27 protein-coding genes and 1 tRNA gene are annotated in these 22,294 nt (G+C 65.6%); 16 read left to right on the plus strand and 12 right to left on the minus strand.

The features are described from left to right. Positions 1 to 7 precede the first annotated feature (7 nt). The 6 genes from H8F27_RS03840 (at position 8) to H8F27_RS03865 (ending at position 4,166) form a co-directional block, all read left to right on the plus strand. Positions 8 to 511 (plus strand): hypothetical protein, encoded by a 504-nt coding sequence (locus H8F27_RS03840; RefSeq protein WP_197151389.1) that lies wholly within the window; start codon positions 8 to 10, stop codon positions 509 to 511. Between the two features lie 18 nt (positions 512 to 529). After that, a complete protein-coding gene (locus H8F27_RS03845; protein ID WP_231596505.1) occupies positions 530 to 1,312 on the plus strand; it encodes a photosystem II S4 domain protein in 783 nt (260 codons plus the stop codon). A 34-nt stretch (positions 1,313 to 1,346) separates the two neighbouring features. Next, a tRNA-Val gene (locus H8F27_RS03850) sits at positions 1,347 to 1,418 on the plus strand. Between the two features lie 95 nt (positions 1,419 to 1,513). After that, positions 1,514 to 2,905 carry a UDP-N-acetylmuramoyl-L-alanine--D-glutamate ligase gene (gene murD / locus H8F27_RS03855; protein WP_197151390.1) on the plus strand — a complete coding sequence of 464 codons (1,392 nt, stop codon included), beginning with the start codon at positions 1,514 to 1,516 and terminating at the stop codon, positions 2,903 to 2,905. Between the two features lie 50 nt (positions 2,906 to 2,955). Continuing rightward, on the plus strand, positions 2,956 to 3,414 hold the full coding sequence (locus tag H8F27_RS03860; protein WP_197151393.1) for an EVE domain-containing protein: 459 nt from the start codon (positions 2,956 to 2,958) through the stop codon (positions 3,412 to 3,414). Next, complete coding sequence (locus H8F27_RS03865; protein ID WP_197151394.1) at positions 3,411 to 4,166, plus strand: hypothetical protein; 756 nt, start codon at positions 3,411 to 3,413, stop codon at positions 4,164 to 4,166. The genes H8F27_RS03860 and H8F27_RS03865 overlap by 4 nt, the downstream gene beginning before the upstream one ends. Here the strand turns inward: H8F27_RS03865 and H8F27_RS03870 are convergent. The 3 genes from H8F27_RS03870 to H8F27_RS03880 form a co-directional block, all read right to left on the minus strand. Continuing rightward, positions 4,099 to 4,311 (minus strand): DUF2811 domain-containing protein, encoded by a 213-nt coding sequence (locus tag H8F27_RS03870; protein WP_370594488.1) that lies wholly within the window; start codon positions 4,309 to 4,311, stop codon positions 4,099 to 4,101. The genes H8F27_RS03865 and H8F27_RS03870 overlap by 68 nt on opposite strands. A gap of 433 nt (positions 4,312 to 4,744) precedes the next feature. After that, positions 4,745 to 5,119, minus strand: coding sequence for a DUF1818 family protein (locus H8F27_RS03875; protein WP_197151396.1), 375 nt, complete (start codon positions 5,117 to 5,119; stop codon positions 4,745 to 4,747). 10 nt (positions 5,120 to 5,129) lie between these two features. Beyond that, positions 5,130 to 5,360 (minus strand): DNA-directed RNA polymerase subunit omega, encoded by a 231-nt coding sequence (locus H8F27_RS03880; protein ID WP_197151399.1) that lies wholly within the window; start codon positions 5,358 to 5,360, stop codon positions 5,130 to 5,132. Positions 5,361 to 5,422: 62 nt separating this feature from the next. Here H8F27_RS03880 and H8F27_RS03885 point away from each other — a divergent pair, with 62 nt between their 5' ends. The 3 genes from H8F27_RS03885 (at position 5,423) to H8F27_RS03895 (ending at position 8,196) form a co-directional block, all read left to right on the plus strand. After that, positions 5,423 to 7,027, plus strand: a complete 1,605-nt coding sequence (locus H8F27_RS03885; RefSeq protein WP_197151400.1) for an Hsp70 family protein — start codon at positions 5,423 to 5,425, stop codon at positions 7,025 to 7,027. A 106-nt stretch (positions 7,028 to 7,133) separates the two neighbouring features. Beyond that, positions 7,134 to 7,925: a hypothetical protein gene (locus tag H8F27_RS03890; RefSeq protein WP_231596507.1), complete on the plus strand. Its 792-nt coding sequence runs from the start codon at positions 7,134 to 7,136 to the stop codon at positions 7,923 to 7,925. Between the two features lie 52 nt (positions 7,926 to 7,977). Then, positions 7,978 to 8,196 (plus strand): ferredoxin-thioredoxin reductase variable chain, encoded by a 219-nt coding sequence (locus tag H8F27_RS03895; RefSeq protein ID WP_197151402.1) that lies wholly within the window; start codon positions 7,978 to 7,980, stop codon positions 8,194 to 8,196. A gap of 12 nt (positions 8,197 to 8,208) precedes the next feature. Here H8F27_RS03895 and pyrR read toward each other — a convergent pair whose 3' ends face one another. Then, entirely contained in the window at positions 8,209 to 8,745 is a 537-nt protein-coding gene (gene pyrR / locus H8F27_RS03900) for a bifunctional pyr operon transcriptional regulator/uracil phosphoribosyltransferase PyrR (protein WP_197151403.1), read from the minus strand. A 247-nt stretch (positions 8,746 to 8,992) separates the two neighbouring features. Here pyrR and gpmI point away from each other — a divergent pair, with 247 nt between their 5' ends. The 3 genes from gpmI to msrB are packed head-to-tail and all read left to right on the plus strand — an operon-like array spanning position 8,993 to position 11,342. Next, a complete protein-coding gene (gpmI, locus tag H8F27_RS03905; protein ID WP_231596508.1) occupies positions 8,993 to 10,567 on the plus strand; it encodes a 2,3-bisphosphoglycerate-independent phosphoglycerate mutase in 1,575 nt (524 codons plus the stop codon). Positions 10,568 to 10,606: 39 nt separating this feature from the next. Beyond that, positions 10,607 to 10,837: a preprotein translocase subunit SecG gene (gene secG, locus H8F27_RS03910; protein ID WP_197151404.1), complete on the plus strand. Its 231-nt coding sequence runs from the start codon at positions 10,607 to 10,609 to the stop codon at positions 10,835 to 10,837. A gap of 22 nt (positions 10,838 to 10,859) precedes the next feature. Further along, a complete protein-coding gene (gene msrB, locus H8F27_RS03915) occupies positions 10,860 to 11,342 on the plus strand; it encodes a peptide-methionine (R)-S-oxide reductase MsrB (protein ID WP_197153347.1) in 483 nt (160 codons plus the stop codon). On the opposite strand, the gene H8F27_RS03920 is transcribed toward msrB, so the two are convergent. The 4 genes from H8F27_RS03920 to groES all read right to left on the minus strand — a co-directional run bounded on the left by H8F27_RS03920 (position 11,300) and on the right by groES (position 14,587). Continuing rightward, positions 11,300 to 11,503, minus strand: a complete 204-nt coding sequence (locus tag H8F27_RS03920; protein ID WP_197151405.1) for a hypothetical protein — start codon at positions 11,501 to 11,503, stop codon at positions 11,300 to 11,302. The genes msrB and H8F27_RS03920 overlap by 43 nt on opposite strands. A gap of 177 nt (positions 11,504 to 11,680) precedes the next feature. Next, the gene (locus H8F27_RS03925; RefSeq protein WP_197151407.1) at positions 11,681 to 12,364 is read right to left on the minus strand and encodes a hypothetical protein; all 684 of its coding nucleotides are present in this window, start codon (positions 12,362 to 12,364) and stop codon (positions 11,681 to 11,683) included. Positions 12,365 to 12,563: 199 nt separating this feature from the next. Continuing rightward, positions 12,564 to 14,198, minus strand: coding sequence for a chaperonin GroEL (gene groL, locus H8F27_RS03930; protein ID WP_197151408.1), 1,635 nt, complete (start codon positions 14,196 to 14,198; stop codon positions 12,564 to 12,566). A 77-nt stretch (positions 14,199 to 14,275) separates the two neighbouring features. Further along, positions 14,276 to 14,587, minus strand: coding sequence for a co-chaperone GroES (gene groES / locus H8F27_RS03935; RefSeq protein ID WP_094561335.1), 312 nt, complete (start codon positions 14,585 to 14,587; stop codon positions 14,276 to 14,278). Positions 14,588 to 14,853: 266 nt separating this feature from the next. On the opposite strand from groES, the gene atpD reads away from it, so the two are divergent. Together atpD and atpC are read left to right on the plus strand one after the other, a co-directional pair. Further along, entirely contained in the window at positions 14,854 to 16,314 is a 1,461-nt protein-coding gene (atpD, locus tag H8F27_RS03940; RefSeq protein ID WP_197151409.1) for a F0F1 ATP synthase subunit beta, read from the plus strand. Between the two features lie 29 nt (positions 16,315 to 16,343). Then, entirely contained in the window at positions 16,344 to 16,751 is a 408-nt protein-coding gene (gene atpC, locus H8F27_RS03945; protein WP_197151411.1) for an ATP synthase F1 subunit epsilon, read from the plus strand. On the opposite strand, the gene H8F27_RS03950 is transcribed toward atpC, so the two are convergent. The 3 genes from H8F27_RS03950 to H8F27_RS03960 all read right to left on the minus strand — a co-directional run bounded on the left by H8F27_RS03950 (position 16,690) and on the right by H8F27_RS03960 (position 19,414). After that, positions 16,690 to 18,069: a sensor histidine kinase KdpD gene (locus H8F27_RS03950; protein WP_197151412.1), complete on the minus strand. Its 1,380-nt coding sequence runs from the start codon at positions 18,067 to 18,069 to the stop codon at positions 16,690 to 16,692. The two genes, atpC and H8F27_RS03950, sit on opposite strands and share 62 nt — an antisense overlap. 3 nt (positions 18,070 to 18,072) lie before the next feature. After that, on the minus strand, positions 18,073 to 18,798 hold the full coding sequence (locus H8F27_RS03955; RefSeq protein WP_197151414.1) for a response regulator transcription factor: 726 nt from the start codon (positions 18,796 to 18,798) through the stop codon (positions 18,073 to 18,075). 112 nt (positions 18,799 to 18,910) lie between these two features. Beyond that, a complete protein-coding gene (locus tag H8F27_RS03960; RefSeq protein ID WP_197151415.1) occupies positions 18,911 to 19,414 on the minus strand; it encodes a 30S ribosomal protein PSRP-3 in 504 nt (167 codons plus the stop codon). A gap of 44 nt (positions 19,415 to 19,458) precedes the next feature. Here H8F27_RS03960 and H8F27_RS03965 point away from each other — a divergent pair, with 44 nt between their 5' ends. Continuing rightward, positions 19,459 to 20,118, plus strand: a complete 660-nt coding sequence (locus tag H8F27_RS03965) for a transaldolase family protein (RefSeq protein ID WP_197151420.1) — start codon at positions 19,459 to 19,461, stop codon at positions 20,116 to 20,118. Beyond that, positions 20,118 to 20,927, plus strand: coding sequence for a TIGR01548 family HAD-type hydrolase (locus H8F27_RS03970; protein ID WP_197151422.1), 810 nt, complete (start codon positions 20,118 to 20,120; stop codon positions 20,925 to 20,927). The genes H8F27_RS03965 and H8F27_RS03970 overlap by 1 nt, the downstream gene beginning before the upstream one ends. Before the next feature lie 3 nt (positions 20,928 to 20,930). Here the strand turns inward: H8F27_RS03970 and H8F27_RS03975 are convergent, their stop codons facing one another. Further along, complete coding sequence (locus H8F27_RS03975; protein ID WP_197151423.1) at positions 20,931 to 22,250, minus strand: aminopeptidase P N-terminal domain-containing protein; 1,320 nt, start codon at positions 22,248 to 22,250, stop codon at positions 20,931 to 20,933. Positions 22,251 to 22,294: the final 44 nt, after the last annotated feature.

Genomic DNA, 22,294 nt, shown 5'->3' on the forward strand with positions numbered 1-22,294 from the left:
GCAGAGCGTGGGTACGAGTGTGGTAGTGGTGCTCAATGACCGCAAACGGATGCAGCAACTGCGGGATCGCCTGGCGGATCTGCAGCCACCCCTGCTGCAACTGGAGGCGATCGGCCCAGGCGAGCAGACCCTGGCCGAGGTGGCCCGACTCAACCCAGCGATCGCCCGTCGCAATCGGCAGCGCACCATGGCCCGCTGGCTGATTCCCTTTGGCTTCCTGGCCGGCCTCACCTTCACTTACATCACCGATCTCGACACCTTCGCCTTTGCCGGAGCCTGGAGCCAGCACCTGATCGGCGCCCTGCTCGGCATGGGCTCGGGTTGGATGGGCAGCTTCGCCGCCGCCGCCAGCGTGAGTTCGGAGGAAGACGACCGCATCCGCAGCCTGCGCAACCGGGTGGAGGAGGGCAACTGGCTGCTGCTGGCGGAAACCGCCAATGGGGTGGAGATGCCCTGGATCAGCCTGCAGCAGGCCAAACCCCTCGCCGTGGTGCGACTGGGCGATGGTTAACGGGGAATCACTTTGACGTTGCCACGGCACGAATTACTCGAAGGCAGTGCCCACCCCCAGGAGCTCGAGGCCGTGATTGCGGCGGCTGAGCAGGGCCTGCGCAGCTGGGAGCCCGTCTGGACAGACTTCATGGACGGCGGTCTGCGCGAGGAGGCGGAGCAACGGTTGGCCACCCTGGCCGAACTCGACCTGGCCAGCTGGGGAGGTTTTCCGGGCGCTGAGCGGCGGCGACTGTTGCTGCAGCGCCGCGAAACAGCTCTGGCAGCAAACGCCCTCCCCAGCGGGTTGCTGGGTCTGGAGATCAGCGGCAACTTCCTGTTTGATCAGGCCGAGCGGGCCGACTTCCGCAGCGGCCTGCTGGCGGCCGGCGCCAGCCAGGGTGGCCTTGGCGACATCTGGCTGCGGGGCGACCGCGGCGCCCAGGCCATCGTCACCGCAAGCCAGGCCGCCTCTTTGGACGGCCTGGGCGCCAGCGTGCGCTCGGTGGAAGTGCGCCTGGAGGTCCGCCCCCTGGAGCAGCTGCAGCTGCCAGCCGAGCGCCAGCCCCGTCGCTTTCAGACGGTGGAGGCATCCCTGCGGCTGGATGCGGTGGCCTCAGCTGGCTTTGGCCTAGCTCGCAACCGCATGGTCGAAAAGATCCGCCAGGGCAAGGTGCGGCTCAATTGGCAACCGATCAGCAGCCCCAGCCGGCTGCTGCAGAAGGGCGATCGGGTTCAGCTGGAAGGCCGCGGTGAGCTGAGGCTTGAGGCGGTGGAATCCACCAAGCGGGAGCGCTGGCGAATCGCCATCCTGCGCTGCTAGGGGCTGGTGGTTCTGTAAAGTCGAAAGGCTTCTGGGGCGATTAGCTCAGAGGTAGAGCACTACTTTGACACGGTAGGAGTCACTGGTTCGATTCCAGTATCGCCCATTTATTGCATCAATCTTTCTCGCCTCGCCCGTCTTTAATTTAACAGTTTTAACTCGACCATTTTTACACCTGAGCATCAATTACGTTTCGGCCAGATGGCAATCACGGCAACCGATCTGACCGTTGTTGTCGGCCTGGCTCGCTCCGGTATCGGGGCCGCCAAGCTGCTACGCCATCGCGGCCAGCCGGTGCTGGTGATCGAAAGCCAGAGCAGCCCCGAGCTTCAAGCCAAGGCAGCCCAACTGCAGCAGCTCGGTATCGAGGTTCAACTTGGCACCCCCCTGAGCCCCGAGACTTTCGCCGCTCTCACCCCCGCCGTCAGAAGCGTGGTGGTGAGCCCCGGCATCCGCTGGGACCACCCCACCCTGGCCTGGCTGCGGCAGCAGGGAATCTGCGTCCAGGGGGAAATGGAGCTGGCCTTTGGGGCCAGCGGCGGCGTGCCCTGGATCGGCATCACCGGCACAAATGGCAAAACCACAGTCACCCACCTGGTGAGCCACCTGCTGCGGCATGGGGGCCTGGACGCCCCCATGGGAGGAAATGTGGGCTTTTCAGCCACCGAGCTGGTGCTCGCACGGCTCGAAAGCGGCGCCCCCCCTCCCGATTGGCTGGTAATGGAGCTCAGCAGCTACCAGATCGAAGCAGCTCCGAAGCTGGCTCCCCGGCTTGGCATCTGGACCACCCTCACCCCGGACCATCTCGAGCGCCACGGCAGCCTTGAGGCCTACCGCGCCATCAAACGCAGCCTGTTGGAGCGATCGGCGGTGCCCATCCTCAACGCCGACGATCCCGACCTCCGCGCCCACGCCGCCAGCTGGAGTCGGGCCACCTGGATCACAGCCGGCAGCCGGGACTCCCTACCGGGCCCAATCCAGCCCAGTCTCTGGATCGAAAACGACACGGTGATGGGGGGCGGCAAAGCGCTCATGGACTCCAATTGTCTGGCCATGCCAGGCGCCCACAATCGCCAAAACCTGCTGCTGGCGGTGGCGGCCGGCCTCGAAGCAGGCCTGAGCGGCGCCCAGATGGAGAGGGCCTTGCGCGCCTTTCCCGGGGTGCCCCACCGGCTTGAGCGGCTGCCGGAACGACAGGGAATCACCTTTTACAACGACAGCAAGGCCACCAATTACGACGCCGCCGAAGTCGCCCTCAAGGCCCTGACGGGGCCGCTGGTGGTGCTGGCCGGCGGCCAGTCCAAACAGGGCAATCCCGGCAGCTGGCTGGCGGCCCTTGGGGAAAAGGCTGCGGCTGTGGTGCTGTTTGGAGCAGCCCAGGCGGAATTCCAAGAGCTGCTCAGGGAGGCTGGCTTTCCCGGGGCCGTGCACCGCTGCCAAGCCCTCACAGACGGCGTCCCCCTTGCGGCCCAGCTGGCCCAGGCCCATCAGTGCCGGGCCGTGCTGCTGTCTCCAGCCTGCGCCAGCTTTGATCAATACGGCGATTTTGAAGCCCGCGGCGACCACTTCCGCCAACTGGTGGAGGCCCTGTAAACCTGGCCGGAGGACTAGCATCGGGTCGGGAAGATTGCAGGGTTGGGGCCATGGCCTACTGGTTGATGAAGAGCGAGCCTGATGTCTACGGGATCGGGCATCTACAGCGGGAAGGCACCACTCTGTGGGATGGGATTCGCAACTATCAGGCCCGCAATTTCATGCGGTCAATGCAAATCGGCGACCGGGCTTTCTTCTACCACTCAAACACCAAACCACCGGGCATTGTGGGCCTGATGGAGGTGATTGAAACCAACCTGACCGATCCCAGTCAGTTTGATTCCAGCTCCAAATACTTTGACCCTTCAGCCACCCCAGAGCGGCCCCGCTGGGACTGCGCTCGCCTGCGCTATCTGCGCAGCTTCCCAAACCTGCTGAGCCTCGACGCCCTGCGCGAGAGCTTCAGCCCTGAAGAGCTCGGCGTGGTGAGAAGGGGCAACCGCCTCTCGATCCTGCCGGTATCTGCCCCCTGTGCGGAGCGGCTGCTGGCCCTGCTCGAGGCGCCATGAGCGGCCCCGCCCCCCTGGCGATCCGATCTGCCGTGGAGCGGGGTTGGCTGGCCTTCAGCCACTGTCCCTGGGTGCTGATGGGCTTCACCCTGGTAAGCGGCGCCAGCAATCTCCTGGCCCAGGTGTGGTTTCGGCGCGCGAGTGGTCGGGTGATCTCTGAGCTGGGCCAGCCCGATGGCCTGGCGATCGGCCTGGCCGCTGGCGCCTGGATCCTGTATGTAGCCACGGGCCTCTGGATGGTCGTGGGGCTGATGCGCGGATCCCTGCTGGCCCTCGACCAAGGCCGGCCCCGATTCGGCGATCTGATCCGGCTGGATGGTCGGGCCATGGTTCGCTGTTTTGGCACCCTGGGCCTGGCCCTGGTGGTGCTGGCGCTGATCGTGCGCCTGGCCCAGGCCAGTGCCTGGCTGCTCACCTTGCTCCAGCCGCTACTGGCACCGCTGCCGCTGCTGGCGGGCGTGGCTGCTGCCATTTACCTCAGTGCAGACCAGATCCTCTGCCTGCCCCTCAGCCTGATCGGGGGCCTCAATCCGGTGGCCGCCTTTCAGGGCAGCCGGGCCGCCACCGATCCCCACTGGCTCCACGCCCTGGGACTAACCATGGTGCTGCTCGCGATGGTGCTCGCCGGTTTCCTGGTGCTGGTGGTGGGCCTGGTGGTCGCCCTACCGGTCGCCACCTGCACACTCACTGCCGCATATCAGCAATTGTTCGGAGCTGGGCAGGGAACAGGTTGGCGAGATAACAGCGGGTGACCTCGCGGCTGCCCAGGCCGTTTTGCACCAAAAAACCGGCCAGCGCGGCCTGGAAAAGGCGATATTGATCCCAGTTGGGATGCTGGGCAATGAAGCCTGCCATCGAGGCCAGCAATTCCCGGGGCACCTCAGTGCAGAAGCTGATGGTTTGGCTTTCCCCAGATTCACAGCCAGAGGCCCCAACCACTGGGGGCTCGAGTGCGCTTGCTCGGACGCTTCCAAGGGCCTGCGGTTCCACGGCGGTATGAGCGGGGTCTTGGCACCAGTTCCCCACATCCGCTGCAGACCGTCAAATCTCGTCAGGCAAGCCTTTCGCCCCCCATCCCGCGCTGAGATTGGGCTCTGGGCCTGGTCCCTGGCCGGGCCCAGGCCAACAGTGTCCCAGCAGGTGGCTCCAGGGCCGCAGTTGTCAAGGGGAAACTGGCCAAGGCCGCCATTCTCCCCAGCTCCCGGGCCCCGGGCGGGCTCTGGAGCGGCGAGCTGGGGAAAAGCTGGGCAAAACCCCGCACTACCTGGGGGTTAGGCGGGAATCGGGCCGTAATCAACAGTGCTGATCAAAGCCCGGATCCAGCCGGATCTCAACCTGAATTGTTGCCGAGAGCCCCTAGGGCTGCGACCAATGCCTGGCTGACCGATGGCGGCCAGCTGCCTTCCACGGCTCGGAGCCCCCCCGAGGGGGTCAGCACGAAACGCAGCGTCCATGCCTCCAGGTCTCCCTCCAGAGCCAGCCAGAGCTGACCCCGCTCCAATTCAAGGGTGATCGCCTCCTGGGGCATCAGCTGGGCGGCCAGGGCGCAATGCTCCCGCAGCAATTCGAGCAAGCCTCTCTGCAGCTCGCCAGCCTCGGCGGCGGTCAGCTCCACGGCCCAGCCCGGGCCTCCAACCAAAACGGAAAAAGGGTGGCGGGCCGGGTCCACCAGCCAACGCCACCCTTCCCCCTCTTGAACCTGCATCCTGGGGGAATCAGCCGGGCAGCAGGTCGGGCTGGTCCTGCTCGTCGCTCAATTCAATGATGGCCCGCTGCACCGGTTTGACCATCGAATCGTCGAGGAGGCCATCAAAATCATCAAAACGGCGCTGCTTGGCCCGGAAGGCGATGCGCACCGTGGTCAGGTAGCGGTTGCTGGTGTTGCGGATCAGGCTGTCGGCCCGCTGGGCCAATTCCTTGGGGTTGACATCAAAACCGCTTTTCATAGATCCAGCCCAATGGCTAAAGCCTAGGTCAGCGGCCCTGTTCCCCTGGCTAGAAGGGAGCTATGCAGGGCACCCTGGCGATCGATCTAGGCAGCACCACCACGGTGGTGGCCTACCAGGGGCCCAACGCCGCGGCCGAGCTGCTGGCCCTGCCGCCCTACAGCAGCTGCGAGCCGGTGGTGGTGCCGACCCTGCTTTGGCTCAACGATCCAGCCACAAGCCACCCCCTGATCGGACGCCAGGTGCTGGAGGCCGGCCTGGCCCATGGCGACGGCCCCCAGCTACACCGCGACTTCAAACGGCAGATCGGCGCCAATCCGGCTGCCACCACCCCAGCTACCGCTACTGGTTCGGCTTCTGGTTCGGCTTCCGGCGCTGGCCCGGCCCCTGCCTTGCCCCTTAGCCCTGAGCAGGCTGGCGCCTTGCTGCTACGTCGGCTCTGGGCCGCCCTCCCGCCCGAGCTTGAACCCCAGCGCCTGGTGCTGACGGCGCCAATTGACAGTTATCCGCGCTATCGCCAGTGGCTGCAGGAGGTGTGCCGCGATCTGCAGGTGCCGGAACTGGCCCTGGTCGACGAGCCCACCGCCGCTGCCATCGGCGCCGGACTCCCCGCCGGCAGCACCGTGCTGGTGGTGGACCTAGGCGGCGGCACCATTGATCTGGCCCTGGTGGCCCTGGAAGGGGGCGAAGGCCGGCCGGCGCCAATGGCCCAGTTGCTGCGCTTCGCTGGCCGTGATCTGGGTGCCAGCCGCCAGGCCCTGCGCTGCGCCCGGGTGATCGGCAAGGCAGGCCTGGCCCTGGGCGGCAGGGATTTCGACCGCTGGATCGCCGCCCACCTCTGCCCCGGCGTGCCCCTCGATGGCAGCCTGCTGGAGGCAGCCGAAACCCTCAAGTGCCAGCTCAGCCAGCAGGAGGAAGGGCTGGTGCTCTGGAGCCGCAGCGGCCAGCCGCCCGTAGCCCTGAGGCTGAACCGCAGCGACCTTGAGGCCCTGCTGCGTCAGCACGGCTTAGTGGAGCAGCTAGATGCCCTCTTTGACCAGGTGGTCGCCGCAGCCCATCGCGACGGCCTCGCCCTCGGCCAGATCACCGCCGTCCTGCCGGTGGGCGGAAGCAGCCGCCTCCCCCTGATCCGCCAGTGGTTGGCCCAGCGTTGCGGCAACATTCCCCTGCGCGAGCAGCGGCCGGTGGAGGCCGTCGCCCTAGGGGCCCTGGCCCTCACCCCGGGAGTGCGGGTTCGCGATGTGCTCAGCCGCGGGGTCAGCCTGCGCTGCTGGGACCAACGCTCAGGTCGACATCGCTGGCGGCCCCTCTTCGTTGCGGGCCAAACCTGGCCCACGGAGAGCCCCCTGGAGCTGGTGCTGGCATGCAGCAGCGCCAACCAGAGGGTTCTGGAAGTGGTGCTTGGGGAACCCGAAAATGAACGGCGCAGCGAGGTCGTATTTGAAGCTGGACTGCCAGTGCTGCGGCAACGGCCGGCGGGAGAGGGCCGGGTTGTGGCCTGGACCAACCAGCCACCGCCCCTGGCCCTCGACAGCCCGGGCCAACCTGGCGAGGATTGCCTGAGATTGGCCTTTCAAGTGGATGGCCAGGGCCAGCTGATCCTGGAGGTCACCGACCTGCGCAGCGGCAGGCGCAACCCAACCCAGCGGCTGGGCCCCCTGCGCTGAGAAGGACTGGCGCCCATAAAAAACCGCGCCCATTGCGAACGTAAAATGGGTTTTGAAGCCTTCTACCCCTTTGGCCCTGCGCCGCCACAGGCTGCCCCGATTCTGGTTGGCACTCACCCTCGGCCTGGTGGCTTGCGGAGTTGCAACGGCCTACTGGTGGGAGCAACAGCTGCCCCGCCGCCTGGAGCAGGCCGCCAAAAGGGGGGATCTGGAGGCCTGCCTGCGCTACAGCGAGCAACTGGAATCCCTGCGTTGGCTGGGCGGCCAGGCCCCTGGGGCCCAGGGCAGCTGCCGGCGGCGCCAAGCGGCCCAGCTTTGGCAGCAAGAGCAGTGGGCCGCTGCCCTGCAGCAGCAGTTGCAACTGGTGAACTCCCAGGCCGGCAACGACCAAGACCGGCAACAACTGCTCCTCTGGCAACAGAACCTGCAAGAGCGGGCACTGGCGCGGTTTCAGGAGGGGGATCTCAACGGATCTATGGCCCTACTTGCCGCCATGGGCGAAGACCGCCGCACCGATGGCACCAGCCTGGGCGACAAGCTGCGTGAAATCTGGACTCGCAATCGCCTCCAGTTCGAACGGGCCAAGGGCCTGAGCGCCCAACGGCGCTGGTGGGAAGCCCTCGAAGCCCTCAATCGGATCGACCATCCCTGGTGGAGAACCCAGGGCCTCGCCCTGCAGGCAACGGTGCAGCAAGGGATCGAAAGCCTGGCGGGCAAGGAACGGGAACACGACGCCCACGGCCAGCTGCCCCACACGGTGCCCAGCGACCAACTCGACACCCTGGTGCGCCAACGACTGGCTAAGGGCATGGACGAATGGTCGGCTTTCCAGGACGCCTGCCGAGCCCTCGGGGGGAAGGTTGTGGAGGCCGGACCAGAAACGGCCTGCCAGCGCTGATCAGCGCTGGCAGGCCGTGAGAGGATGCCCTTGGTGATGTCAGGAGAGGGCTATGCAACCAGGTGATCAGGTCAAGGTCTCCCAGAGCGTGGTCGTGTATCACCATCCCCAGCACCGCGGTGAGGCCTACGACCTGCAGGGCCAAATGGGCGAGGTCGTCACCGTCCTCAACAATTGGAAAGGGAGGGTGATCAGTCCCACCCTGCCGGTGGTGGTGGCCTTCGGTAAATTTCGCGCCCACTTCCGCGACGACGAGCTAGAAGCGGTCTAGGAAAGGAGTTCTCTAGGGATCTGGCTTGACTAGGTAGACCCCCTCCTCTCCATCAATGGCCTGCAGGCAGAGCTGGATAGATTCTTGCCGCCTGGTGGGCACTACGCGGCCACAGAAATCGGGCTGGATCGGCAATTCCCGATGACCGCGATCCACCATCGCCACCAGGCTTACCCCCGTGGGCCTGCCCCAGGCTTGGAGGGCCTCCAGGGCAGCACGCACGGTTCGCCCCGTGAAGATCACGTCATCCACCAGCACCACCTGGCGGCCATCCAGCGCCACGGGCAGGTCGGTGGGTTGGCCCAGCCTGGTGCCCACCCGTTCAAGATCGTCGCGATAGAAGGTTGGATCAACCGTCCCCTGGTCAATCGGGTGGCCAGTCATGGCCGCCAGCCGTTGGGCGAGCACCTCGGCCAGGGCGACTCCGCGGGTGGGGATGCCCAGCAGCAGCAGGGAATGGCTATCGGCCGAGCTTTCGAGCACCTGGGAGGCCAGCCGATCGAGGGTTCGGGCCAGATCCTGGGCCGAGAGCAGTTCCAGCCGATGCATCAGAGATATGCCATATCAGTGAAGCCAGAGCAGTGAAGCCAGAGCCTTAATCTTGCCCTGTGTGGCCAAAGGCTGACCCCGCCAGGGCCGGGCGGGTTTGCCGCACATCTGCACTGTAGGTTGGATTTTGAAGGCGTTGGAGTGACGCCGCCATGCTTGACGGGTGACAACTATTACCTCCCAGCAGCAATCCCCCTTCGCCCCTGAATCCACTCCCCCCTTCAGGGAGTCTGCTTCCGTCGCGCCCGTGGTTCTGGCCATTCTCGATGGCTGGGGCTACTCCCCCCAGAGCGAGCACAACGCCATCCGTGCAGCCAGCACACCGATTATGGACGCCCTCTGGCATGCCTACCCCCACACCCTGATCGAAGCCAGCGGCGGCGCCGTGGGTCTGCCCGACCACCAGATGGGCAACTCCGAGGTCGGCCACCTCACCATCGGCTCTGGTCGGATCATCCGCCAGGAGCTGGTGCGCATCAGCCAGGCTGTCAGAGACGGCAGCATCAACGCCAACCCAGCCCTCAACGCGCTGGCAGACAAGTTGCTGCAACGGGACGGCAGCCTCCATCTGATCGGGCTCTGCTCCGACGGTGGGGTGCACAGCCACATCAACCACCTGGCCGGCCTGCTGCACTGGGCAGCCGAGCGAGGCCTCGAAGACGTGTGTGTGCACGTGATCACCGATGGCCGCGACACCGATCCGAGCAGCGCCCCCCGTTTCGTGGCCCAGGTGCAGGAGCAGATCCAGAGGGCAGGGATCGGCCGCATCGCCACCCTCTGCGGCCGTTACTGGGCGATGGACCGCGACAACCGCTGGGATCGCACCGAGAAGGCCTACCGCCTTTACACCGAACCCAGCCCCATCTCCGAACTCAGCCCGATCAACGCCATCCATGCCGCCTACGCCCAGGAGATCGGCGATGAGTTCCTCGAACCGATGCGCCTGGCTCCAGGCCAGATCCAGGCCGGAGATGGGGTGGTCTGCTTCAACTTCCGACCCGACCGGGTGCGCCAGCTGATCCGGTCCCTGGTGCTGCCTGACTTCGAAGAGTTTGAGCGCAAGCTGATCAGCCCCCTCGACGTGGTCACCTTCACCCAATACGAAAAGGGCCTGCCCTTGGCAGTGGCTTTCCCACCCGAATCCCTCGATGGCCTGCTGGGCCAGGTGGTGGCGGAGGCTGGGCTGCGCCAGTTCCGAACGGCGGAAACGGAGAAATATCCCCACGTCACCTATTTCATGAACGGTGGGATTGAGCAGGCCTTCCCCGGAGAAGACCGTCACCTGGTGCCTTCCCCCCGGGTAGCCACCTACGACCAGTCCCCGGCGATGTCGGCTGGCCAGCTCACAGACAGCTGCATCGCCGCAATCTCGAAGGGCATCTATGCCCTGGTGGTGATCAATTATGCCAACCCCGACATGGTGGGGCACACCGGCAAGATGGCTGCCACCACTGAAGCAATCAGCACCGTGGATGGCTGCGTGGGCCGGCTGATGGAGGCCACCAACCGCATGGGCGGCACCCTGCTGATCACCGCCGACCACGGCAATGCCGAGATGATGGAAGGCCCGGATGGCCGTCCCTGGACAGCCCACACCACCAACCCGGTGCCCGTGATCCTGGTTGAGGGTGAGAAACGCAAGCTGCCTGGCCATGGCACCAACGTGCTGCTCCGCAACAGCGGTGGGCTGGCCGACATCGCTCCCACCATCCTCGAGCTCCTGCATCTGCCCAAACCGCCAAAGATGAGCGGTGAATCCCTAGTTCTGCCGGCTGGCGCCAGCTCCGAGCCCAGCCCCATCCCCCAGGCCCTGGGCGTCTAACCTGCGCTTGTCTTAGCTTGCAGGAAGCCAGGAGCGCGCATGGTCACATCGGTGTTGTCCTGGGTTTGGATCGGCAGTGGGGTGCTGCTGATCATCAGCGTGTTGCTGCACAGCCCCAAGGGCGACGGGATGGGCGGTCTGGCGGCCAGCGGCGGCTCGATGTTCACGAGCGCCCGCAGCGCCGAGGCAACCCTCAACCGCATCAGCTGGACCCTGCTGGCCATCTTTCTCGCCCTGGCCGTGGTGCTCAGTGCCGGCTGGCTGGGCTGAGACTTCCATGTCCATGCCAACCATGCCCCGTCGCAACCTGCTGCTGGCCCTGGGATCGAGCCTGGGTGCCTTCTTCAGTGGCGCAGCCAGTGCTGAGGCCGCCTCCAAGGCCCAGGATCCGGCCTGGCAACTGGGTGAGGCCGACTGGAAAAAACGACTCAGCCCGGCGGCCTACAAGGTGCTCCGTCAGGAGGGCACAGAGCGGCCCTTCTCCAGCCCGTTAAACGGCGAAAAACGCCCAGGCACTTTCGTTTGTGCTGGCTGCGCCCTGCCCCTTTTCAGCTCCAAGGCCAAATATGAGAGCGGCACCGGCTGGCCCAGCTTCTGGCAACCCCTGCCCAAGGGCATAGCCACCAAGCTTGATTTCAAGCTGATCGTGCCCCGCACCGAATACCACTGCAGCCGCTGCGGCGGCCACCAGGGCCACGTGTTTGACGACGGCCCCAAACCCAGCGGCAAGCGCTACTGCAACAACGGCGTGGCGCTCAGCTTCAAGCCAGGCTGATCTTCCTTCAGCCACCATTCACCTGCCCGTTTTTCCATCCCCAGGTCAAACACCTGAAAACAGCGGCGGCTATGGCGGCTCACCGTCGACTGGAAGCAGCGCAGATGGGCAGCGGCGCGATCACCGGTACGCAGCCACAGCAGGGAATCCAACGCTGCCAAGACCTCGACCGATACCACCTGCACTGCCCAGCCTGAGCCACGAGAGAGTATCGCCACCAAGCCACTAAAAAGGCGCGCACCGAGCCGAACACAACGCTATTTGGAGGAGCTTGCAGATTCTGCATAAACAACCGGCTCGCATGCCGATGCGGCCAAAAAACCTTGTCAAAGTCGACTTCAACATGGTTGCGAACCATCGACAGGTAGCGCCGATAAAGCTCCAGCAGCAGGGCCTGCAAGTTGGGTGGTGGGCATACTCACGCCGTACCACCAGCCCATCGCCCTAGCCAAAAGGCAACTGCAGGGGCAGGCGACAGAGGGTGTCGCCGCTCGCCACCAGGCTGAGCGCAGTGCCGTAAGCCACCACCAACTCCTGCTCCACCAGGGGGTAGGTCCCCTCCGGCAGGGCAAGGGAGGGATGATGGGAATGGCGACCAGATCGGGGTTCCGGCTGGTGGGCAGATCGGGAAATCCCGTGATCAAGGCATCGACAACGCGCTCCTCCACCAGCTGGAAGGCGCGTCGCACTCCCATAATGTTCGACTCGCCCAACAGCCACCCCTGCAGCGGTGGGCTGCTGAGCAAGGGCGCCGACCAGTAGGTGGCCTCCAGGCGCAGCGGTCGATAGCCGCGCCAACGGGCTTCCTGGTGCACATGCCGTTCCCGCAGCAACAGGCTGGTGTCGCCGATCAGCTCCCATTCACCGTGGCGACACTCCATCGCCAGCTCAAACAACTGCAGACAACGTTTGCGGTAGCGGCTGGTGGTGGCTTCGGTGATGCCGTAGCACCGCTCCACCTGAACGGCGGCCTGCAACCAGAGCAAGCCTTCGAAGGCCTCCAGCACGGGCAACTCAACCAAGGCAGCGGGCAGGCACCTGGAGATTGTTGAAGCCAGCCCGGGGCAACAACCCCATACCCTGGGAAACCGTACAAATCAAAACATCGAGATCCTCCCCAGCGCCCCAAAGCTCCACGCAACGAAGGCCACAAAAAAGGGAGAGGAGGGTAAACCCTCACTCTCCCAAGCGATCTGAAGAAATCAGACCGAGCTACTGCGATCAGTAGTCAAAGTCGCCGCCGCCCATGCCGCCGCCGGCGGGGGCCGCTTCCTTCTTCTCGGGCAGATCGGCCACGATGCACTCGGTGGTCAGCACCATGCCGGCGATCGAAGCGGCGTTCTGCAGACCAGAGCGGGTCACCTTGGCGGGATCGACGATGCCAGCGGCCAGCATGTCGACATACTCGCCGGTTGCCGCGTTGTAACCCTCGTTAAAGGGTTTGTTGCGCACGTTCTCCGCCACCACGGCGCCATTGACGCCAGCGTTTTGGGCAATGCGCATCAGCGGTGCGGTGAGGGAGGAAGCCACGATGTGGGCTCCGATCAGCTCCTCGCCGGAGAGATTGGCGGCCGCCCACTCCTCGAGGGCAGGAGCCAGGTGGGCCAGGGTGGTGCCGCCACCGGGAACGATGCCCTCTTCAACAGCCGCCTTGGTGGCGTTGATGGCATCTTCCAGGCGTAGCTTCTTGTCCTTCATTTCGGTTTCGGTGGCAGCGCCCACCTTGACCACGGCCACACCGCCGCTCAGTTTGGCCAGACGCTCCTGCAGCTTCTCCTTGTCATAGGAGGAGTCGGTTTCGTCCATCTGCTTGCGGATCTGCTCGCAGCGGGCCTTGACGGCCACCTCGTTGCCTTCGGCCACGATGGTGGTGGTGTCCTTGTTGATGGTGATGCGGCGGGCAGTGCCCAGCATCTCCAGCTTGGCGTTCTCCAGCTTGAGGCCGGCGTCCTCGGTGATCAGCTGGCCATTGGTCAGGACAGCAATGTCTTCGAGCATGGCCTTGCGGCGATCACCGAAGCCAGGCGCCTTGACGGCGGCCACGTTGAGCACACCGCGCAGACGGTTCACCACCAGGGTGGCGAGGGCTTCCTTCTCGATGTCTTCGGCAATGATCAGCAGGGGCTTGCCGGTGCGGGCGATCTGCTCGAGGACGGGCACCAGGTCCTGCACCAGGCCGATTTTTTTGTCGGTCAGCAGGATGTAGGGCTCCTCGAGCACCGCTTCCATGCGCTCGGTGTCGGTGGCGAAGTAGGGCGAGATGTAGCCCTTGTCAAAGCGCATACCCTCGGTGACCTCCAGCTCGGTGGTCATCGACTTCCCTTCTTCCAGGGAGATCACGCCTTCCTTGCCCACCTTGTCCATCGCATCGGCGATCATGCGGCCCACCTCTTCGTCGTTGCCGGCGGAGATGGTGCCTACCTGGGCTATGGCACTGGAATCGGAAATCGGCTTGGCGTGCTCCTCGATCTTTTTGACCAGGAAATCAGCAGCCTTCTCAATGCCACGCTTCAAGGTGATGGCATTGGCTCCGGCGGCCACGTTGCGCAGACCCGCCTTGACCATGGCGTGGGCCAGGACGGTGGCCGTGGTGGTGCCGTCACCGGCGGCATCGTTGGTCTTGGACGCGGCCTGACGGATCAGGGCCACACCGGTGTTTTCGATGTGGTCTTCCAGCTCAATTTCCTTGGCGATGGTGACGCCGTCATTGACGATCTGGGGGGCGCCGAACTTCTTTTCCAGCACCACATTGCGACCCTTGGGCCCGAGGGTGACGGCCACGGCCTCGGCCAGAATATCAATGCCTTTTTCGAGCGCCCGGCGGGCGTTCTCGTTATAGATGATGCGTTTAGCCATGGAAGGCGATGTCGTGATGGGATTGGATCGTGATCGGAAGCCAGGTCAGCGAATCGCGGACTGGGCAGTCCCGAGACTCAATTGACGATGGCGAGGATGTCCTTCTCGGACAGCAGCACGAATTCATCGCTGCCGAGTTTGATATCGGTGCCGGCATACTTGCTATAGAGCACCTTGTCGCCCACGCTGACTTCGGGAGCCTGGCGGCTGCCGTCGTCATTGCGCTTACCGGGGCCGATTTGAACCACCTCACCCACCTGGGGCTTTTCCTTAGCGGTATCGGGCAGCAGGATCCCGCCGGCGGTTTTCTCCTCCGACTCGGACACCTTGATAAAAATGCGATCTCCGAGGGGCTTGACCGTGGAGACGCTGAGAGAGACAGCAGCCATGGATGAATTGCGAGAGCAATGGCATGGCGCCTGAGACGCCACTGAACAACGAGCCTGAGTGGGCCAAAAAGGCGAATTAGCACTCGAGCCCGATGAGTGCCAACCTATGCGGCCGCAGGTGGTCTCTACCAGGCCCCGGCTGTGCGGGTCACCGAACCCTCCGGGGTTCGAAGGTGGGGGCTTGGGACGCGTCGGCCGCGGTGGTAAGGTTGCGCCGCTTCAGGTGGGATGGTTCCCCCTGGGCGCTCTTTGCGTCTTCCTTTCCTATGGCAGCTGCTACCGCCACCGGCACCAAAGGCATTGTGCGGCAGGTGATTGGCCCGGTTCTCGACGTTGAATTTCCGGCCGGCAAGCTGCCCAAGATTTACAACGCGCTTCGGATCGAAGCCCAAAACTCCGCCGGCCAAACGGTCGCCCTCACCGCCGAGGTGCAGCAACTGCTGGGCGACCACCGGGTCCGGGCCGTGGCGATGAGCACCACCGATGGCTTGGTGCGTGGCATGGAAGCCCTCGACACCGGTTCCCCGATCTGCGTGCCCGTGGGTGAAGCCACCTTGGGCCGCATCTTCAACGTGCTCGGCGAACCCGTCGACGAGCAGGGCCCGGTGACCACGAGCCAAACCGCATCGATCCACCGCCCCGCCCCCAGCCTCACCGAGCTGGAGACCAAACCCAAGGTGTTCGAGACCGGCATCAAGGTGATCGACCTGCTCGCCCCCTACCGGCAGGGCGGCAAGGTGGGCCTGTTCGGCGGCGCCGGCGTAGGTAAAACCGTGCTGATCCAGGAGCTGATCAACAACATCGCCAAGGAGCACGGCGGCGTATCGGTGTTCGCCGGCGTCGGTGAGCGCACCCGCGAAGGCAACGACCTTTATGAGGAGTTCAAGGAGTCGGGCGTGATCAACCCCGATGATCTATCCAAGTCGAAGGTGGCCCTCTGCTACGGCCAGATGAACGAGCCCCCCGGTGCTCGGATGCGCGTCGGTCTCTCTGCCCTCACCATGGCCGAGCATTTCCGTGACGCCAACAAGCAGGACGTGCTGCTGTTCGTCGACAACATCTTCCGCTTTGTGCAAGCCGGCTCCGAGGTGAGCGCCCTGCTGGGCCGCATGCCTTCTGCCGTGGGCTACCAACCCACCCTCGGCACGGACGTGGGCATGCTGCAGGAGCGGATCACCTCCACCCTGGAAGGCTCGATCACTTCGATTCAGGCCGTCTATGTGCCTGCCGACGACCTCACCGACCCGGCGCCGGCCACCACCTTCGCCCACCTGGACGCCACCACCGTGCTTAGCCGCGGCCTGGCCTCCAAGGGCATCTATCCGGCTGTGGATCCCCTGGATTCCACCAGCACCATGCTCCAACCCGCCGTGGTGGGTGATGAGCACTACCGCACGGCCCGGGCCGTGCAGAGCACCCTGCAGCGCTACAAGGAACTGCAGGACATCATCGCCATTCTGGGTCTGGACGAACTCTCTGAGGACGACCGCCGCACCGTTGACCGGGCCCGCAAGATCGAGAAGTTCCTCTCGCAGCCCTTCTTTGTGGCTGAGATCTTCACCGGCCAGAAGGGTGAATACGTGAAGCTCGATGACACCATCAAGGGCTTCAACATGATTCTGGCCGGTGAACTCGATGACCTGCCGGAAGCGGCCTTCTACCTGGTCGGCAACATCGACCAGGTGAAGGCCAAGGCCGCCAAGATCGTCTCCGAAGCCAAGGGTTGATCCCCACTCTCCCCTGAGGACCCCCACCCATGAGTCTCACCCTGCGCGTTCTGGCCCCTGATCAGAGCGTTTTTGATGGCAGCGCCGAGGAGGTGATCCTGCCCAGCACCACCGGCCAGGTCGGGATCCTTCCCGGTCACGTCACCATGCTGGCCGCCCTCGACACCGGCGTGATGCGCCTGCGCTCCGCCGGTGTCTGGTCAACGATTGCCCTGATGGGCGGTTTCGCTGAAGTCGAAGCCGATGAGGTCACCGTGCTGGTCAACGCTGCCGAGCTGGGTAGCAGCATCGATGCGGCCGCCGCTGAAGCCGCCTTCGAGGAGGCCCAGAGCGCTGCAGCCAGCTTCGAGGGCCAGGCCTCCAGCCCTGAGAAAGTCAAGGCCAGCCAAGTTCTGGCCACTGCCCGGGCCCGTTTTCAGGCCAGCAAGGCACTCTGAGTACCCATTCAACCAAGACGGGCAGTTGCAGCTCGGCCCGGAGGCCCCCACCTGGGGCCTCCAGCAGCCGCAGCCTGCCCTGGTGGTCAACGCAGAAGCGTTCTACGATCGCCAGGCCCAGCCCCCGATGCCTCTGGCGTTGGCGATCGTTGCTGCGACTGGGCCCCGGGATCGCCAGCAGGGTCTCGGTTGGGATGCCTGCGCCGTGGTCATCCACCCGCAACAGCAGATCGCTGCCGCGGCGCACCGCACTTAGTTCCACCGGTGGTGCGCCGTACTCCAGGGCGTTGTCGATCAGGTTGTTGAGCGCCCGCTGCAGCCCCTCGGGGTCGAGATTCACCAGCAAGCGAGGCAGCCGCAGCTTGATTAACCTGGAAGGGTGGCTGGCCACAATGCGGCCGCACAGGTCGTCGAGCGCGCAGGATTGACGCCTCTCGGCCGGCAGTTCCTGCTCCCCCAGCAGGGCCAATTGGTCGGTCAGCTCGCGCAACCGGTCCAGATCGAGGGCCATGGCCTGGGCCAGCTGGCCATTCTCGCCACTGAGGCGCTCACAAAGAATTTCCGTGCGCAGCATCAGCCGGGCATGGGGGCCGCCCAGGTCGTGGGTGAGGCCATGCAGCAGCTGGCGTCGGGTGCTAGCGGTGTTGTTGATGCGCTCCAGCAGCCGGTTGATGCGCAGGCTGAGGTTTCGGATCGGGGCAATGCCCTGCTCAGGCAGCAGTTGCAGCGGGGCCGCCGAGCCCTGCTCCGCCAGCAGGGTCAACAGATGGCCAAGGGGGCGTTCAACCTTCAGCCGCAGGAAAAGTACCAGCCCGGCCAGCGCGCCGATCACGATGGCCAGGATGCGCAGCGGGGGCAGATACCAGAGACTGTTGCTAAGGAGCTGGGACTGGAAGAGCCAAAGGGTCTGGCCGGTTCTTTGGTCAATTCTGTTCAGTTGCACCCAATGCCCGCCCCAGGGGTCCTGCAGGGGAGGCTGGTCGCGCTGCAGCCTCCGTTGCAGCCCGAATTCCCGGGCCATGGCCTCTTCCACCAGCCGCTCAAACCGCCCGGATTGGGCCGGCGAGCCGCTCGGCAGCTGGTTCTGCTGGCGCACCAGCACCCCCGCAGGCAGGGGCTCCCCAGCGTGTTGCAACACCTGCTCGACCAGCACCGTGTACTTGCTCAGCCGCAGGGCCGTTTCGCTGACGATGCGCGGCTCGAGCAGCAGGCGCATGCCCAGCAACAGGCCCAGGTAACCGGCGATGCCCCCGAGAGCCAGGCTGACGACCAGCAGCAGCCAATCCACCCCCGCCAGGCGTGCCCTGGGCCGCGCCATGGCTCAGCTCCCTGGGTCACCGCCGGGCTGTAGCCGCCGCACCGGCGCCACCAGGCGATAGCCGCGGCCCCGCACCGTTTCGATCACATTGAGCTCGGGCTCCAGCTCCGCCAGCAGGCGCCGCAGCCGGGATAACCGCACATCAATGCTGCGGCTCTGCTCCACATCCACCAGGCTGCCGCTGGCCTGGCCCAGGTCCTGGCGACTGACCACCTCCCCGGCCCGGCTGCAAAGCAGCTGCAGCAGGGCCACGTCGCCGCGGGAGAGGTCCAGGCCCGCGCCCCGGGGGTGGCCCAGCCAGAGCTGCTGGGGCTGGAACTGGAGCTCACCGAGTTGCCAGGCTTGGGCCCCAAGCCGGCTGATCTGGGCAGGCTTGAGCAACTGCTCCACCCGTAACTGGAGCTCCCGAAACAGAAAGGGCTTACCCAGGTAATCGTTGGCTCCGGCCTCCAGCCCCGCCACCCGATCCCGGGGTGCCCCCAGGGCGGACAACATCAGCACCGGCAGGTGGGGCAGCCCCCGGCGCAGACGCGCCAGCACATCGGTGCCCCGCTGTTCGGGCAACAACTCATCGAGCACCAGCAGATCCGGCTGGGATTGGTCAAGGGCAAGCTCGAGCTCGCGAGGATGGCTCAGGTGACGGGCCTCCCAGCCCCGCTGGGCGAACTGGCTCAGGAGCAGGGCTCCCAGCTCAGCATCGTCGTCGAGGATCCAAATCGTTTCGGCCACGTCGATCAGTCCGATGGGAGCGCCATGACCTGTGCCTAGTGACTTGTGCCCAAGGACTTGTACCTAGAGCCCCTAACGTGTCCAGACTAGCGCCAAGTTTCCTCGCCAGAAATCAGGCGGTACCGCAGAAGGTGACGTCGGGGAATTTGAGCTTGGCCTCATCAAGGCTCTTGCCCTTGCCCTCCTCCTGCCAGTAGTTGATCACTTCGGTGGCCTTGTTGAGCACCTCAACGCGCTCGTTGTCGGTGATCCAGCTCTTACCCTCCAGCTCACCCTTGAGGGTTTCCCAGGCATCTTCCCGCGGCCAGAAGAAATAGGCGGTCAGGGGGCTGGGACCGCCACCGACGATCTGATCCACTGCCAGGGCGACGTTGTCGGGCAGCCAGAGAATCTTCAGCAGGAAGCGACCCTCATCGGCCTTGGGGGTATAGCCGGAAGGAACACCGTCTTCATCAATGGTGGCCGTGGCCAGGGCAGCGCTGCCGCCACGCATCACCGGACGACCCTGGGTGGTGGTGTCATCTGCTGCCGCCGTGGGAACTTCTGCCGACACGGGCACTTCGATCACAGCAGCGCCAGGAGCGCTCTCGGGGGCTGGCATGGGCTCGGCGCTCAAGGCAACGATTCAAACAACTAACCTACCAGCCGCTTCCCCAGCCCATGGCCCTGCGCCTGTTCCTTGATTCTGCCGACCCCCATGCCTGGCAGGAGTGGCTACCCAGCGGCCTCTTCCACGGGGTGACCACCAACCCCACCCTGCTCTGCCGGGCGGCCCAGACCTGCAGTCTGGACAACCTGGCCGCCCTCAGCGCGATGGCCCTCAGCCACGGCATCGCCGAGCTGCACCTGCAGGCCTGGGGACCATCCCCGGCGGAGATGCTGAGCTGCGCAGAGCAGCTGGCGGCCCTGGCCCCCGGCCGCATAGCCGTAAAGCTGCCTGTGACCCGCCAGGGGGCAGCCGTGGGCCGAGAGCTCGGCCGCAGGGGCATCCCCGTGACCTTCACCGCTTGCTACGAAGTCCACCAGGTGCTGATCGCTGCCGCCCTGGGGGCCACCTACATCGCCCCCTACCTGGGGCGCATCAATGATCAGGGCCGCGACGGGATGGCGGCGGTGATCGCCATGCAGCGCTGCCTGGAGGGCGTCGGCTCGAGTGTGCGCCTGCTGGCGGCGAGCCTGCGTCAACCCGGCGAGCTCAGCGAGCTGGCCGGCGCCGGGCTGAACAGCTTCACAATCAGCCCAGAGCTGGCCGCAGCCCTGTTCAGCAGTGGGGCCACCGCCGCCGCCAGCGCCCAATTCGAGCGCGAGGCCCAATCCTGATGCCCACCCCGCCCCAGGCCGTGGTGCTGTTCGACATCGACGGCGTGATCCGCGACGTGAGCGCCAGCTACCGCCGGGCAATCGTTGAGACCGTGCATCACTACGGGGGCCAGCGGCCCAAGCCGGCCGCCATCGACGCCCTCAAGGGCGAAGGCTGCTGGAACAACGACTGGCAGGCCTCACTGGAGCTGCTGCGGCGGCTTGGACACACACCCCTGCCGGCCCTTGAAGCGTTGGTCGCGGTGTTTGAGACCTTCTATTTCGGCGGCGATCCCGCTGGCGACCCCGGCCTGTGGCGAGGCTTCATCGGCCAGGAGCCCCTGTTGGTGCAGGCGCCCTTCTTTGCCTCCCTGACGGCGGCAAACCTGGCCTACGGCTTCGTCAGCGGCTCCGAGCCCCCCTCCTGCCGCTACGTGCTGCAAACCCGGCTGGGCCTGGCCGATCCGCCCCTGATCGCCATGGGGGATGCGCCGGACAAGCCCGATCCCACCGGTCTGCTGCGCCTGGCCACCCGGCTGGCCGGCGCCAGCCTCGGCGCTGGTGCCCCGCCGGTGGCCTACTTGGGCGACACGGTGGCCGATGTGCTCACGGTGCAGAGAGCCCGGGCCCAGTGCCCCGGCCAGCTCTTCCTCAGCCTGGCGGTGGCGCCGCCCCACCTACACGGCGATCCCTTAGCACGACTCGCCTACGAGACCAAGCTACTGGAGGCCGGCGCCGATGCGGTTATCCCCAGCACTGCCATGCTGCTGAACCAGCTGCAACGGCTGGATGCCATCAGCCAGCAGATCAACCCAGAACGCTGGCCGTGATCCTCAGCGCTCCAGCGCCGCCGGCGCCTTGAGGGCCGCTGCAGTGAGGTTTTCGTGGCCGTGGTCGGTGACGGCCACGTCGTCTTCAATCCGGATGCCGATGCCCTTCCAGCGCTCTTCGATGGCGGGCTGCCCCTCTGGCAGCGGCAGCCGATCGCTCACATACAGGCCTGGCTCGACCGTGAGCACCATGCCCGGCTCCAGCTCCACGTGGTGCTCGCCCAGCCGATAGGCGCCCACATCGTGCACATCCAAGCCCAGCCAGTGGCCCGTGCGGTGCATGTAGAGGTGGCGATATGCCCCCTGCTCGATGATTCCGTCCAGCGAACCCGCCAGCAGGCCCAGTTCCACCAGCCCCTCCACCAGTACCCGCACAGCCGTGTCGTGCACGCCCTCCGCCGTGCAGCCCGGCGCCACCTCCGCCACCGCCGCCATCTGGGCCGCCAGCACCAACTCGTAGAGGGCCCGCTGTTCGCCGCTGAAACGGCCATTGATCGGAAAGGTGCGGGTGATGTCGCCGTTGTAGTAGTCGCCCAGGGAGCAGCCGGCATCGATCAACAGCAGGTCGCCATCCCGCAGGGGGGAGCTGTTGGCGGTGTAATGCAGCACGCAGGCGTTGTCGCCGCCGGCCACGATCGAGCCATAGGCAGGGCCGCGGGCCCCCTGCTCCAGAAAGTGCTGCTCGATCACCGCCTGCACCTGCCGCTCCCTGAGGCCCGGCCGGGCCACCTGGCGGGCCAGTTCATGGGCCTCGGCGGAAATGCGGGCCGCCTCGCGCAGGCGCTCCAGCTCCTCGGGCCCCTTGCGCAGCCGCAGCTCGTGCAGCAAGGGGCAGGGGGCCACCAGACCGAAGGCTGCCGAGCCGCTGCGGGGAGCGCGGTCTAGCTGGCCGGCCCAGGCCGCCAGCACCAGGGGCTCCACCTGCGGATGCTTGCCCACGCGGAAGGCGATACCCTCGGCCCCCTTCAGATATCCAGGCAGCCGCTGGGCCAGCTCCTGACGGGGATGGGCCAGGTCGGCCCCGAATTCCGCAACCGCGCCTTCACAACCCCACCGGAAGCCGTGCCACACCTCGGCGCTGGGCTCCTTGGGGGCAACAAACAACACGAAGCGCTCCCCTTCTGGCCGGTGGGGCAGGAACAGGGCCACCGCCTCCGGTTCATCGAAACCGGTGAGATACCAGAAGTCGCTGTTCTGGCGGAAGGGCCACTCGCAATCGGCGTGGTGAACCGCCAGCGGCGCCGCCGGGATCACCGCCGCTGCCCCACCGAGCTGGGCAAAAAAGCGCCCACGCCGCTGGGCAAAGGTCGACGGATCGGTCATGGTGCGCAGTTTTCTAGCCCTGGCCGAGACCAGTCTGGAGCAGC

Origin of the sequence: Synechococcus sp. CBW1108, assembly GCF_015840335.1 — a bacterium.
GTDB lineage: Bacteria > Cyanobacteriota > Cyanobacteriia > PCC-6307 > Cyanobiaceae > Cyanobium_A.